This is a genomic window from Candidatus Termitispirillum reticulitermitis (assembly GCF_054655775.1).
The window spans coordinates 1-13,535 of record NZ_BAAIHG010000034.1 but is presented as its reverse complement, the minus strand read 5'-3'; the positions used below and the strand labels follow the sequence as shown (position 1 = coordinate 13,535).

14 protein-coding genes and 2 rRNA genes are annotated in these 13,535 nt (G+C 43.9%); 3 read left to right on the top strand and 13 right to left on the bottom strand.

Features of this window, described 5'->3' with window-relative positions; all coding sequences use genetic code 11:
- Window positions 1-182: 182 nt before the first annotated feature.
- The 12 genes from AC1MDJ_RS04780 to AC1MDJ_RS04725 form a co-directional block, all read right to left on the bottom strand.
- The gene (locus tag AC1MDJ_RS04780) at window positions 183-740 is read right to left on the bottom strand and encodes a hypothetical protein (protein WP_479689814.1); all 558 of its coding nucleotides are present in this window, start codon (window positions 738-740) and stop codon (window positions 183-185) included.
- Between the two features lie 19 nt (window positions 741-759).
- A complete protein-coding gene (locus AC1MDJ_RS04775; RefSeq protein ID WP_479689813.1) occupies window positions 760-1,026 on the bottom strand; it encodes a hypothetical protein in 267 nt (88 codons plus the stop codon).
- 26 nt (window positions 1,027-1,052) lie between these two features.
- The gene (locus AC1MDJ_RS04770; RefSeq protein WP_479689812.1) at window positions 1,053-1,568 is read right to left on the bottom strand and encodes a hypothetical protein; all 516 of its coding nucleotides are present in this window, start codon (window positions 1,566-1,568) and stop codon (window positions 1,053-1,055) included.
- A gap of 1 nt (window position 1,569) precedes the next feature.
- Entirely contained in the window at window positions 1,570-2,235 is a 666-nt protein-coding gene (locus AC1MDJ_RS04765) for a hypothetical protein (protein ID WP_479689811.1), read from the bottom strand.
- Between the two features lie 121 nt (window positions 2,236-2,356).
- On the bottom strand, window positions 2,357-3,025 hold the full coding sequence (locus AC1MDJ_RS04760; protein ID WP_479689810.1) for a hypothetical protein: 669 nt from the start codon (window positions 3,023-3,025) through the stop codon (window positions 2,357-2,359).
- A gap of 145 nt (window positions 3,026-3,170) precedes the next feature.
- Window positions 3,171-3,563 carry a hypothetical protein gene (locus AC1MDJ_RS04755; protein WP_479689809.1) on the bottom strand — a complete coding sequence of 131 codons (393 nt, stop codon included), beginning with the start codon at window positions 3,561-3,563 and terminating at the stop codon, window positions 3,171-3,173.
- The gene (miaA, locus tag AC1MDJ_RS04750; protein WP_479689808.1) at window positions 3,560-4,474 is read right to left on the bottom strand and encodes a tRNA (adenosine(37)-N6)-dimethylallyltransferase MiaA; all 915 of its coding nucleotides are present in this window, start codon (window positions 4,472-4,474) and stop codon (window positions 3,560-3,562) included. Before miaA ends, AC1MDJ_RS04755 begins: the two co-directional genes overlap by 4 nt.
- A 4-nt stretch (window positions 4,475-4,478) precedes the next feature.
- Complete coding sequence (locus AC1MDJ_RS04745; protein ID WP_479689807.1) at window positions 4,479-5,144, bottom strand: SAM-dependent methyltransferase; 666 nt, start codon at window positions 5,142-5,144, stop codon at window positions 4,479-4,481.
- Window positions 5,145-5,215: 71 nt separating this feature from the next.
- Window positions 5,216-5,333 (bottom strand): 5S ribosomal RNA (gene rrf, locus AC1MDJ_RS04740).
- Window positions 5,334-5,435: 102 nt separating this feature from the next.
- Window positions 5,436-8,341: ribosomal RNA gene (locus tag AC1MDJ_RS04735) — 23S ribosomal RNA — on the bottom strand.
- Between the two features lie 192 nt (window positions 8,342-8,533).
- Window positions 8,534-10,093, bottom strand: coding sequence for a FapA family protein (locus AC1MDJ_RS04730; RefSeq protein WP_479689806.1), 1,560 nt, complete (start codon window positions 10,091-10,093; stop codon window positions 8,534-8,536).
- Window positions 10,094-10,099: 6 nt separating this feature from the next.
- A complete protein-coding gene (locus AC1MDJ_RS04725; RefSeq protein ID WP_479689805.1) occupies window positions 10,100-10,360 on the bottom strand; it encodes an FmdB family zinc ribbon protein in 261 nt (86 codons plus the stop codon).
- 163 nt (window positions 10,361-10,523) lie between these two features.
- Between AC1MDJ_RS04725 and AC1MDJ_RS04720 the strand changes: the two genes are divergently transcribed.
- Genes AC1MDJ_RS04720 through thiS form a run of 3 tightly spaced genes read left to right on the top strand, consistent with a single transcriptional unit; the run spans window position 10,524 to window position 13,010 of the window.
- Window positions 10,524-11,162: a lactate utilization protein gene (locus AC1MDJ_RS04720; RefSeq protein ID WP_479689804.1), complete on the top strand. Its 639-nt coding sequence runs from the start codon at window positions 10,524-10,526 to the stop codon at window positions 11,160-11,162.
- 11 nt (window positions 11,163-11,173) lie between these two features.
- A complete protein-coding gene (locus AC1MDJ_RS04715) occupies window positions 11,174-12,808 on the top strand; it encodes a ComEC/Rec2 family competence protein (protein WP_479689803.1) in 1,635 nt (544 codons plus the stop codon).
- 1 nt (window position 12,809) lies between these two features.
- The gene (thiS, locus tag AC1MDJ_RS04710; protein ID WP_479689802.1) at window positions 12,810-13,010 is read left to right on the top strand and encodes a sulfur carrier protein ThiS; all 201 of its coding nucleotides are present in this window, start codon (window positions 12,810-12,812) and stop codon (window positions 13,008-13,010) included.
- Between the two features lie 22 nt (window positions 13,011-13,032).
- On the opposite strand, the gene AC1MDJ_RS04705 is transcribed toward thiS, so the two are convergent.
- A partial coding sequence (locus tag AC1MDJ_RS04705) for a penicillin-binding transpeptidase domain-containing protein (protein ID WP_479689801.1) occupies window positions 13,033-13,535 on the bottom strand: 503 nt, incomplete at its 5' end.

The following is a 13,535-nucleotide window of genomic DNA, read 5'->3' as shown; positions in this document are numbered from 1 at the left end:
CCTTTAGGTCTTCATTTATGTATATTACATCAGCAGGTAGACTGACCGTGCGAAAAGCACAGCCAAATTGCAATAACACCACAAAAATCAATAAATATCGTTTGAACACAAATACTCCTTTAGGTTAATCCATATCAAAATTGCCCAGTAGTCATTTTTTAACCTCATACTTGCTTAACGTGTTAATACCGCTTGTATGCTCTAGCTACCCCATCTGGATTTGGCAAATCTAAAACAGTCTTGTAGTCAATCATTTCCATTTCTATTGAAGATATCGGCTGATTATCCACTGTTATGCCATTTAGCGTGAAAATGGCATGATGTTCATCCGCACAAGACATTGGAAAATAATACTCCAGCCTAGTGGTAGATAGACTAATACCAATATTTTTGGATGCACCGTAACCAACATTAGATGCCACAAGCTTACCGTCAATTTTTGTGCCACCCGCCAGCGTCATATATGATACAGCTTTACTGCTATCGTACCCCTTGGGCAAAAGCACTGTTATTGACCTGCTATCGCTAAATTGACATTTCCCTTCGTTAGTTATATCAATAGTGGCAACTCCTAAAGGCAAAATAATATCTGAAAAGAAATTATTTGTATCAGCATCTATATGTTTGTTGTTTTCGAGCGTCTGATATGTCCATACAGAACTATATCTTGGAAAGCAACCTAAAAGCATAGTGGTCGTTAAAATCGCTATAACAAGGCACCCAAAATTGTGTTTTAACATACTACTTGTCCTCATTAGGTTAGTCCATACCAAAATGCCTTAGTAGTCTATCCATAGAATCACTATGGGTATCTTCAACGGTTCCACCGAATACAGTGCCCTCTGTAATTTCTGTGCTCTCTGTATCGGCAAATTCTCTTATTGTAATACTGCCACTCACATTCTCGTTAGTGTTCATTGCAGACGCTGTGTAGTTGTCAGCAATCATATCGCCACCAACTAGCAGCTTTGAACCTGCGCGGTCAGCAGAGAAAACAGCACTTCGGGATTGAATATGTTTAATCATTTCTTAACCTCGTATTTGCAAATACACTAATATTTTTTATATCCAATTGTTCGGATTTCCAAGATATTCCAAATAGTTTCCTTGTAAATTATTTCTACTCCTATTGTTGGCATAAGTTGCTCGTTCATAATTGCACCCTTTAGTATAAAAGTAGCTAGATGTCCATCAGCACAGGATATCGGAAAGTAATATTCCAGCTCAGTAGTAGATTTGCCAACTCTATGTGCTATGAGTCTGCCATCAATTCTTGTGCCACCCACCAGTATCATAGATGCCACCGCTTTACTAGTATCATAACCATTAGGCAAAACTACATTTATTGACCTATTTGCATTGAATTGACATTCTCCATCATTAGAAAACAGAAGAATAGCAACCCCCCAAAAGGAAACGCTGCTCCAAGAAAAGTTATTTGCAGAAATTTTTGCCCCACTCATTTTATTCGCTGATTTCATATGAGGGGTATGTATAACCGCACAACCTGAAAATATAACGGTTACTAAAAATAGTCCAACAAAGCGTTCAATTCTATTTCTGTTCATATCAGTCAGGCATTAAGAGATAGCCAAGAATGCGTCTCTTCAAACGTTCATCACTATTGCCAACATTCACAGCTTGTATGGCAACTCCATCTTTATCTATGCCCAAAATTGTGAATGTGCCTATCACTTTGATAGGGTTCTTCAACAGGTTTGCATGACATATAAGAATTGTTTTATTCAAAAAGAGAGGTTCATTAGCAAACTTAATATATCTGAGTTGAGGAGGGGGGCACTCGTTAGTACTCGCAATAAACGGTCTTTTTATTAATTTGTTGTCTTTGAATAGCAATAACTTATCAACCGACACGGCATATTCAACAAACACCACTGCGTCCGGGTTGTTATTTAACATTTCTGTCAGGTTAAACACCGCTCCTTTATTTTCTGGACTAGCCTTTCTGACCTTTAATTCGCCTATATCTATTTTGACGGCATTGGTGTCAAAAGTGTACTTGCCCTTAAGTTGTCTAATGTCACGTCTACGAAACGCTAACGTTATCCATGCATTCTCTTCTTGCAAAAATCTGTCTTGCATTCCATAAAACATAACTTCCACAAGCAGTTCGTTATTATATTCCACAGCTGCATAGTGTCTGCCAATAATACCTTTTAGGTTTTCATCAACATATATGACACCAACAGGATGCCTGTCACCACTAGCATGCATGCAACCAAGTTGTAATAATGCTATTAAAATCAATAATCCTCGTTTTAACATAGTAATTTTTCTCAACTAATCCATACCAAATTGCCCAGTAGCCATTTTAATCTCATATACTTATACCTTCCTAAAATGCCGACCCTATTGATGCACCGTAAACCCAGCCCCATGAATCAATAGTCGTATCAAATGGGCGAGTTTCCCAATCATCTTCATCTCCAGAAAGTAAATTAGAATGTCCCTTAATATATTTAGCACCAACTCCGATAGAAATATTTTTAATATAAAATCTTACGCCATACTCACACACAATAGCATTGTATCTGTCTGATAAAGAATATTCAGTAGTGCCATCGCTAGCAATCTTACGAAATTTTAATGTATCATAACCATAAGCCCAACCAACACCAGCATAAACATCAAAGAAATCAGCCACTGGATAACTTAAAACAAGGGTAACAGGCGCAACCACACGTGTTAAACGGTCTAACTTAAACTCGTTGCCCCCAGTATGTGGGATATTGCCACTGAAAATATCTTTTTCATAAGTCATTGATACACCCACGCCAAGCCCTATATATTCTGTTATATATATTGTTGCATCAACCCCGACATAATTTATTTCTTCAGGACCATATTCACCATCGGTATGCCAATCGTCAGCTTTCACCCCATCCGTTATCCCTTGACTAAAATAAAGCACCCCCTCTCTACTAGGAGTTGCGCAACCCGCAAGTAAGAATATTGAAACTGAAACAAACAGAAGTAGGTTTCTTATCGCTGGCTTACCTTTCATAAGATGCTCCCATAACAAACCCCTCCAACCAGTTTGGATAAGATATATATACTCTCATATCCTACGATAGATACCCTTATACCCGTATCGTGATAGCATGTCAAGGGTAATTTTTAGAAAATTCTTAACTTTTTCAGTTCACCCCCTAGCGTTGCGCTTTAGCTTTAATGCAACGTTGAAAATACATCGTCCATTTGTTTTCTGGTATTTCTAGCACATCGGGTGCATCTATTATTATCTCTTTCAGTCCAGACGTGCCCTTGATAACGCTACCAATAGTGCTATAGTCGCCATTTGATAGCTGAACTACGCCGACAAGCCGTATATTCATGCGCATCCCCATCGTGTGGAAATATTTGCGCCCATTTCGCTGCATAGCAAAGAGCATGCCATCATAGTGAAAGGTTCGCTCCGTCTGACCTAAAAGCCCATTTTGCAACTCGGCGGGGCGAGACACCACAATAACCTTCATCTCACACCTATCTACCATGATAATGCGCTCCTCTGCGGCATGAACAAGCCCAGCAAAAATAATCATAAAATAAAAGATGAATATAGCTCGCATATCAATCCCCTTGCTTCCCCTATATCAAGCATACTGACACCATACATATTACGCGCCCACGTGAGTTGCCGTTTAGCATAGTTGCGCGTCTTCTGCGCTATTCGCTCTATTGCAACATCCAGCGATAGCCCGCTAGTAATAGTTTCTGCTATTTCTCTATACCCAAGTGCCCTAAATGCTGGCATCGCAGTAGTTATTCCGCTAGCGAGTAGTGCCCGCACCTCGTCCTGCCAGCCATCAGCGCACATCTGTCTAACCCTACTATTTATGTCATTGTAAAGGACTGAACGCTCTTTATCAAGTGAGATTATCTTATACTGATATTTAGGCGGTTGATGAAACTGCCTGTGCGCCACACTGAACGTTATGCCGCTTGCTTGGTATATCTCCAACGCACGCGCAATGCGGACGATATCATGCTCGTGAATCTTTTTCGCATACTCAACGTCAATCTCCAATAGCTCGGCGTATAGTTTAGCACTGCCCTCGTGTGCAATTCGGTCTCTTATGGCGGCACGGATATCTGAACTAACGGGTGGAGCGTTAAATATCCCATCACAGAGAGCTTTTATATAGAAGAAGGTTCCGCCTGCAACCACTGGCACAGTTCCACGTGCTAAAATATCTGCAATAGCTGTTTCAGCACATTTAACAAAATCCCCCGCATCAAAACTATCCGCAGGCTCCACTATATCTACCAAATAATGCGGTAGTTCGCGTCTAATGCTAGCAGATGGTTTTGCAGTGCCTATATCAAAACGTTTATACACTTGAAAGGCATCTGCGCTGACAACTTCAAAGTGTAGTCCATCTTCATGCAGTCCATATAATAGGCTAGATTTGCCTGCTCCTGTGGGACCTGTCAAAACTGGAATAATATGCATATTTCTATAATTTGGCTGGGACGACCACAGCGAACGTTTCTTTTAGCCTCGCAACTTGTGGTAGCATATCCCTTGCCAGAGCGCGAATATTTTGCTCATTCGGCTTGCCAAGTGCTATTGATAGTGATATTTGCCTATCAAAGCCTTTCATATCTTCTAATGTTCGTTTTAAGGCATAAGGTCGCTCTAAAAATACCGCCGTCTGTCGCAACCCTGCTAGCCTATTAAAAAATGTATCTCTATCCTCTACCCGCCTCGGAGGGAAACCCAGAAAGCTGAAAGTGCTAGCTGGATAGCCCGATACGCTAAGTGCTGCGGTGATACTAGATGATGCCGCAATCGCACGAATATTTACACCATGCCTTATACACATATCTACCAACACATAATCAGGGTCGGCTATACATGGTGTGCCCGCGTCTGACACAAAAGCTGTTATCTTGTTTTTTAGAATCATATTTAGTGCGTTTGCGCGGTCACCGGCAGTAGAGTGTTCGTTGATTAAAATAAACGGTTTGTTCGCTTGCCCACAGCTAGCCAGTAGACGAACGGCATTTTTGCGTTCTTCTGCTATAAGTAGCTCTGCCGAGCCTATCGCCAGCATAAGACGCGGGTCAAGAATACTGAAATTAGTATCTATCGGCACAGCCGCTACTAACAATGTGGGCATGGTAGGTATATTTAACATAAGGGGGATTATAACATAAAAATCCCCCTCACGAATGAGGGGGATGATAAAAATCCTTGCAACGACCTATTTTCGCAGGCATTATCTTTACCAACTATCTTCGGCACAGGAGAGCTTAACTTCTGTGTTCGGGATGGGAACAGGTGTAACATCTCCGTTATAGTCACAAGGAATCCTTAAAGCAAATAAAGAATCCTACGCTATTAAATTTTCACCGAATAGGGTAGCAAGAGAAAAGAGAGGCGGAACCGCTTTGAATATAGTTAGCTTGAAATAAACAAGCCGCTCGGTCTATTAGTATTGGTTAGCTCAACACCTATTAAGTGCTTACACACCCAACCTATCTCCTCCTAGTCTAGAAGGGACCTTTAGTAACTTACGTTAGAGAGAAATTATCTTAGAGCCGGCTTCCCACTTAGATGCTTTCAGCGGTTATCCGTTCCGAACTTGGCTACTGGGCGATGCTTCTGGCGCAACAACCCACACACCAGCGGTTCGTTCATCCCGGTCCTCTCGTACTAGGGACAAATCTCTTCAATTCTCTTACGACCACAGCGGATAAGGACCAAACTGTCTCACGACGTTTTGAACCCAGCTCGCGTACCACTTTAATCGGCGAACAGCCGAACCCTTGGGACCTGCTACAGCCCCAGGATGTGATGAGCCGACATCGAGGTGCCAAACTCCCCCGTCGATATGAACTCTTGGGAGGAATCAGCCTGTTATCCCCGGAGTACCTTTTATCCGTTGAGCGATGACCCTTCCATTCGGTATCACCGGATCACTAAAGCCTACTTTCGTATCTGTTCGACTCGTCAGTCTCACAGTTAAGCACCCTTATGCTTTTGCACTCGACAGTTGGTGTCCAACCAACTTGAGGGTACCTTCGCACGCCTCCGTTACTCTTTCGGAGGCGACCGCCCCAGTCAAACTACCCGCCTGGCAATGTCCCTGCTTATACACTAAGCCTAGGTTAGATAGTCAGCACAGTAAGGGTGGTATTTCAACGACGGCTCCACGTATACTAGCGCACACGTTTCATAGCCTCCCACCTATCCTACACATAATATGCCAAATATCATTGCCAAGTTATAGTAAAGGTTCACGGGGTCTTTCCGTCCCGCTGCGGTAAAGCTGCATTTTCACAGCTGCTGCAATTTCGCTGAGTCCCCGGTTGAGACAGTGCCCAGATCGTTACGCCATTCGTGCAGGTCAGAACTTACCTGACAAGGAATTTCGCTACCTTAGGACCGTTATAGTTACGGCCGCCGTTTACTGGGGCTTCAATTCAATGCTCGCACATCTCCTATTAACCTTCCAGCACCGGGCAGGCGTCACACCATATACCTCCTCTTACGAGTTTGCATAGTGCTATGTTTTTGATAAACAGTCGCCTGGGCCTCTTTTCTGCGACCCACTTCCGCTCCACGCGTGCGCGCTTCACGTACAATAGGCTCACCTTCTCCCGAAGTTACGGTGACAATTTGCCGAGTTCCTTAACCGGAGTTATCTCAAACGCCTTAGAATTCTCTTCCCGTCTACCTGTGTCGGTTTGCGGTACGGATAACATAACATCTCCTTAGCGGTTTTTCTTGGAAGCATGGTATTTGCGACTCGCTGGTTGCCCAGCTCGTGTACCAACCTCGTGCTTAACGTGCTCCGGACTTATCAAGAACACACACTACATTGTTAAACCGGAATCCAATAACCGGCTCGCATAACCTTCTCCGTCACCGCATCGTGTTAACGACGTTATGTCAGTACGGACTTTTAACCTGTTTCCCATCAACTACCCCTCTCGGGCTCATCTTAGGGTCCGACTAACCCACCGCGGATTACCCTGCCGGTGGAAACCTTAGACTTTCGGCGTATATGTTTCTCACATATATTATCGCTACTCATGCCTGCATTCTCCCTTCCACACGCTCCAGCCACCCTTACAGATGACCTTCACCGCTGAGTGGAATGCTCCCCTACCACTTATACCCTAAGGTATAAATCCGTAACTTCGGTATTTTGCTTAGCCCCGTTATATCTTCGGCGCAAAGACACTAGACCAGTGAGCTGTTACGCTTTCTTTAAAGAATGGCTGCTTCTAAGCCAATCTCCTGGCTGTCTCACTATCTTCACATCCTTTACCACTTAGCAAAAATTTAGGGACCTTAGTTGACGGTCTGGGCTCTTACCCTCTCGACTACGGATCTTCTCACCCGCAGTCTTACTCCCGTGCTAACATAATAGTATTCGTAGTTTGTCAATGGTCAGTAACCTGTACGGCCCTTAGCACTAACAGAGCTCTACCCCTATTACTCATCACACGAGGCTGCACCTAAATACATTTCGGGGAGTACCAGCTATCACCAGCCTTGATTAGCCTTTCACCCCTATCCACACGTCATCCGAAAAGTTTTTAACCTTAACCGGTTCGGTCCTCCACGGCGTCTTACCGCCGCTTCAACCTGCGCATGGATAGATCGACTGGTTTCGGGTCTACCACATCCAACTGACGCCCTATTCAGACTCGGTTTCCCTTCGGCTTCAGCTAACGCCTTAACCTCGCTGGATATGATAACTCGCAGGCTCATTATGCAAAAGGCACGCCGTCACAAAACCGAAGTTCTGCTTCGACCGCTTGTAGGCACGTAGTTTCAGATTCTATTTCACTCCCCTAACAGGGGTTCTTTTCACCTTTCCCTCACGGTACTCGTTCACTATCGGTCAATGAGTAGTATTTAGCCTTATGAGATGGTCCTCACTGATTCCCCCCGGACCCCACGTTTCCTGAGGTACTTGGGACATCGGCTCGCTCACCTTCCACTTTCAAGTACGGGGTTCTCACCCTCTCTGACCTGCCTTCCCAGACAGTTCCTCTAGCTTCCAGCTCACTTTATGCCGCTCCCGCAACCCCGACATCCTTAGACATCGGTTTAGGCTCTTCCGCTTTCGCTCACCACTACTTACGGAATCGTTTTTTACTTTCTCTTCCTGCAGGTACTGAGATGTTTCACTTCCCCGCGTTCGCTCCCTTTCGGGTGATGACTCACGTCACCGGGTTGCCCCATTCGGATTCCTACGATTAATCGCTCCTTGACAGCTCATCGTAGATTTTCGCAGTCTAGTACGTCCTTCATCGCCTCTCATTGCCAAGGCATCCTCTACGCGCCCTTTGTAGCTTGCTTTTATTTTGTTGACTCATACATATCGCTATGCATGAATAGCTTGACTCGCTTCATTGCAGTCCGCTCTCCTCTCTCTTTCTACCCTATTCAATTGCCAAATAGCAAACAAAAATCTACCCGCCCTCTCAGGCGGGATAGCTAGTATAGTGCATAAAAATCACTAAGTCAACACTTTTTTTTATTTTTTTTATACTAGCCAAACATATCGTTGGCAACATCTTTCAGGCTAATCCATGCAACTTCATCGTATTTTGCGTCCATATAAAAAACTAAATTTTCACGTTTCTCATGCACCGTTGACGTTTTGTTGCCAAAAAAACTCACCGTAAGCCCGTCATACACCTTCCCTAACACCTTTATGTGTGGCTCACTCGCTTTAGTTGAGCGCCCCAACGCCTCAGCCTTATCGCTAATCTCCGGCATCATAGAGGCTAGCTCACGCCGTATATCTTGCAAGTGCATTACACTCTTATTATTAGCTACCTCTGGCTTCAACGTGGGCAGTTTGCCTAAAACTTCGTCCATTTCCTTCTGCGTCTCACCTAAAAGTTTCTTTTGCTTACGCAAACTCTCAATGGCTTGGTCAATATAATACTTTGTCCCCACAGACACAGTAAATTGAGAGTTGCCATGCGTGCCAAGCTGTTTTACAAATACCTCTTGAAACGCTTTTATCTTGCCGCCGGCTATAATGCCGTCATTGGTGTTAGCAATAATCTTTTCCCCAGCACCCATATCGCAGTTATAAGCATATTTCTTTATATTGATGTCATTCTTAGCACACATATTGGCACTCTCGGCGTAGCCCACCGTTATATTGCCACCAGCTAAAAAGCGATTCTCCTTGCTACCCTTGATACCTACCTTTATCTCAATATCGCCACCAGCAACTATTTCGCAGTCCTCACATAATCCGTCCACTATCACGTTCTGCCCTGCCTCTACCTTAAAGCCCGATAACACATCTCCCTTTATGTGAACCGTTCCTTTGAATGATACGTTGCCAGTTGAGTAGTCAACATTTCGCTGAACCACAAAGACTTTATGCACGGCAAGTTTATTTTCAGAATATTCAAGATAACCGTCCCACTTAGCCTTATAATGAGTGCCCAGAGGGTCAACAATAACCCCCTCGCCAATTTCTAGCGTTATTTCTTTCCCCTCTAGCGGCTTTACTTTCATACCTGTCACGTCTGTTCCCTCATGTCCAGGCATTATAGGGCGTTTTGTGGCAAGTAAATCGCCTTCTTTCACCTGTATGATATCGGACTGGCTCTTGTAGTCTACGTTGCCTCCGTCAGATACCTTAGGTTTGCCCACCTGTGCAGATACAAAGTGCATCATCAGAGCGGCATCCTTCCCATTCACCACAGGTATCCCCTCTGCCACTAAATGACGCTCTAGTATAATCCCCTGCTGGTGAAGCAGTGCTGCATCAGACACTAGTCCTTTATTTATGCCAAATTTAACCCCTGAATAATCTATTGAATCTGTAATAGCCTCAATAGCTGCCAGCTTAACATTATTCCCAACCGCAGGGTATAGAGTAAGATAAGCTATCATCTTGTCTTCTGACATTTCAATAATAGGCTTCGGCAGATAAGCAAAATCATCCGCCGTAACGACAACCGTAGTGACTCCATTGCGCTCTGTGCTGATAGTGTATTTGTCAGCCGAAAGCTTATACGTCTCTAATAAAATCGTATTAGCCCTATCAGCGATGTTAGCGGGAAACTTAATGGTGGTAGCCATAATGCTTTACTTGTCTGCACCCGTAGCTGCTGCGCAAGCACTGCAACTTGATGAAGTGTCTGCATTAGGACAACTAGCAGCTGGTTTGCTCTCATAACCCGATGAATACCAGCCAGAACCTTTCAGCTGAAATGCCGAATGTGATATTATACGCTCTGCCTCCCCGTTGCACTTAGGGCAGGCGACCGTATGAGCCTCCGCTGTAATAGACTCTATTTGTTCAAAAGTATGTCTGCACTTGCTGCAGCGGTATTCGTGTATTGCCATATAAGTTTATGCCTCCACAATGAGCATACATTATAATACAAAAGCTAAAAGAAATCAAGCAGTCTGTTGATGAGGCTTAAACATTTTAGCTATCCTAAAACTTCTGCTATTCTCAAACTAATTTCTATTGACTTCCCATATAAAATGATATAGTATCTGAACTATGTCAACACCATTTGATGCACGTAATGAAAAGTTTGCTCCGCTACTTGTAGCAATGCTCAAGGAGCGTGGCTTTGATGCCCACTACGCAAAAGATAGGGTGGCGGCATTGAATACTGCAATATCGTTGATACCTGCTGAGCACGTTGTTAGCTGGGGCGGTGCGACATCGGCTGACGAAATCGGGTTGATAGATGCAGTCAAGAAACGCAACAAGGTGATAGACCGCGACACGGCTAAAGATATTAAAGAACGATGGACACTAATGAAAAACGCCCTCCACTGCGATACATTTATAATGGGAACTAATGCTATGAGCGAAAGTGGCGAACTTGTTAATATTGACGGCAACGGCAATAGAATTGCGGCACTGGCATTTGGTCCTAGCAGTGTTATAGTGATAGTTGGTATAAATAAAGTAGCTAAAACGCTTGATGACGCTATATCACGCGCGAGAAATACCGCTGCGCCGATAAATGCTCAGCGTTTCCCTGAGCGCAAAACCCCATGCGTGACAAAAGGTGCATGCTTTGATTGCAAGTCAGACGAGTGCATCTGTAATCAAATATCTATTGTGCGTATGTGTAGCCCCGCAAAACGCATAAAGGTTATCATAGTGGGCGAATCACTAGGCTTTTGAGTATTGCTCTATTGAATAGGGAACTTTTCAGAAGGTATAGCCCCTACGCTTATCTACTCTCTGCCACATTAGCCTCATTTATTGTCCACTACAACCCAACCCACCACTGGCTATGGCTTATAATAACGACTGTTATTATAATATCGTTCTTTAAGCCCAAGCAGGCACTTGTTATCGTGCCGCTGTTTCTAATATTTCAATATGTGAGCACCCACTCCGCATTTGTGCTGGACGTTGAAGATACCAACAAAAAAATATCATTACGCACAACCAATGGTTTCGTTAAAAACTTTGAGGGGATAGAATCCGTGCAAACTGGCGATTTACTATGGAATAAGACAAGTCGCTATCGCATACCTATTATTAGCAGGCTATTAGGACTAAGACAGGAACGTGCAGCTATGATGGTAGCAGCTACTGGCGGACGTATCAACACAACACCCGCATTTATATTGGCTGTTAGAGATTATATTCCCTCGCGCATAAACGACCAGTTCACTATCACAGGGTTGGCACATCTATTGTCAATGTCAGGTTTCCATGTAGCCGTCCTCACAGGCGGACTGCTCTTGTTCTTTTCATTCCTGCCAAAAAAGTTACGCCTGATACCATGCATTATCGTGTTGCCACTTTTAATACCGCTATCGGGCTTTGCTGTGACGGTTCAACGCTCCGTTTTATTCCCGCTAGCCTACATGTTCGCCTATCTTTTAGACTTGAAAGTCAGCAGTGTAAAGCTATTAGCCTTTCTCGCAGGCTCGCTAATCCTAATATCACCGAATAATCTATATTCTATATCGTTCCTGCTCTCATTCAGCGCAGTGCTAGGGATATTGATAGTATTTAACAAACGATACAGTCTAGTAAAAGGGATTATAGCAATGGGAATCGCCTCATCCGTTTTCACTTTGCCACTACAGTTATACTACTTCGGCACAGCAAACCTGCTATCTATAATTACCACAACAATATTTACCCCGATTGTATGGCTACAAATGGCTCTAGGACTGCTTGCACTCATTATGCCTGCTATCACTGCACCGGCACTCGTCTATACTGAGCGATTTGCAAACTGGTTAATCAATTGGCTTACTGATATTAGCTGGCATACGCTGTTCATTTCTAAACCACCCTTACCGCTCTTGGTTATAGCCACCGCCATAGCACTAATACTAGTTTGCACTCGGTTTCGGCTGGCAAGCCTTGCAATATTTATACTGCCGATGCTGCCAATTCAACCCGATAATGTGCTACGCTTTCCCGTATTGCCACCGTCAGCAAAGGGGTATATACTGAAGACCGATAATGCAACGGAGATATTCTATCAAGGTATGCGTTCTAGCTTTGTATATGATATGCTACCGATTGCGGCTGAGTTTGGACTTAAAACATTTGACTATGGCAGGATACGAATATTTGACGGAGAAAACCTATACCTGCGGGTACGGAACAACTATTTGAGCGGACTAGTGTGCGTAAATGAATTAGCAAATGGTTGCAAATATATGTATTCCACACGCTCCAATACACTAACCCCGCCACTGGATAAAGATATAAAGCTATATGTAATATATAATAATAAGCATAGAGACGACAAAATCTATATACAGAAGGAGGACGGGGAGTTGACTATTCCTCTGAAATGATATGTTTATAACACTGAACGGCGAGGAGCACGAAATAACAAGCGGAACAACCGTAGAAAGCCTGCTGAACGAACAAAACATTAAACCTGCAGCAGTGGCGATTGAACACAACGGCACAATACTAGAGCGTGGCACATACCAGAACGCCGTGCTCAACGATGGAGACACTATGGAGGTCATCCGTTTCATCGGCGGTGGCTGAGATAAACTTCAGCGGACTAGCGTCATGGTTCTGGTATCTGAAACTGTGCATCCATGCCAAAGTAGTTTTTGAGAAACTCTGCCACCACTGGTGCGGCAACGTCCCCGCCACTCTTATTTTGTAATAGGGCATTTGCTCCATCATAGCCTAGCCAGAGCACCACAATATATGGGTATGCTATTGCTACCGTCCACAGGTCGCTACTTTCATCGCTCGTGCCAGTCTTTGCTGCCACTCCTTTGGGTAGCCCCGCACTCGCACCTGTGCCATAGACAGATACATCTTGCATAATTTTCATCACATCATAAGCAGTTTGCCTGCTAAATAGTTGCTCGCCACTCTTGCCTGTCAGTGGCACGTCTCGCCCATCAATAATTATACGCTGGAATAGGCTTACATTAGTAGCTGTGCCGAAATTAACAAACGTTGTATATATTTCACCGACATTTAGTGGGGTAGTTGCAAATGCGCCGAGTGCCATTGGGTAGTGGGAATATATGACGTCGCTAAAACCAATATCTTGCG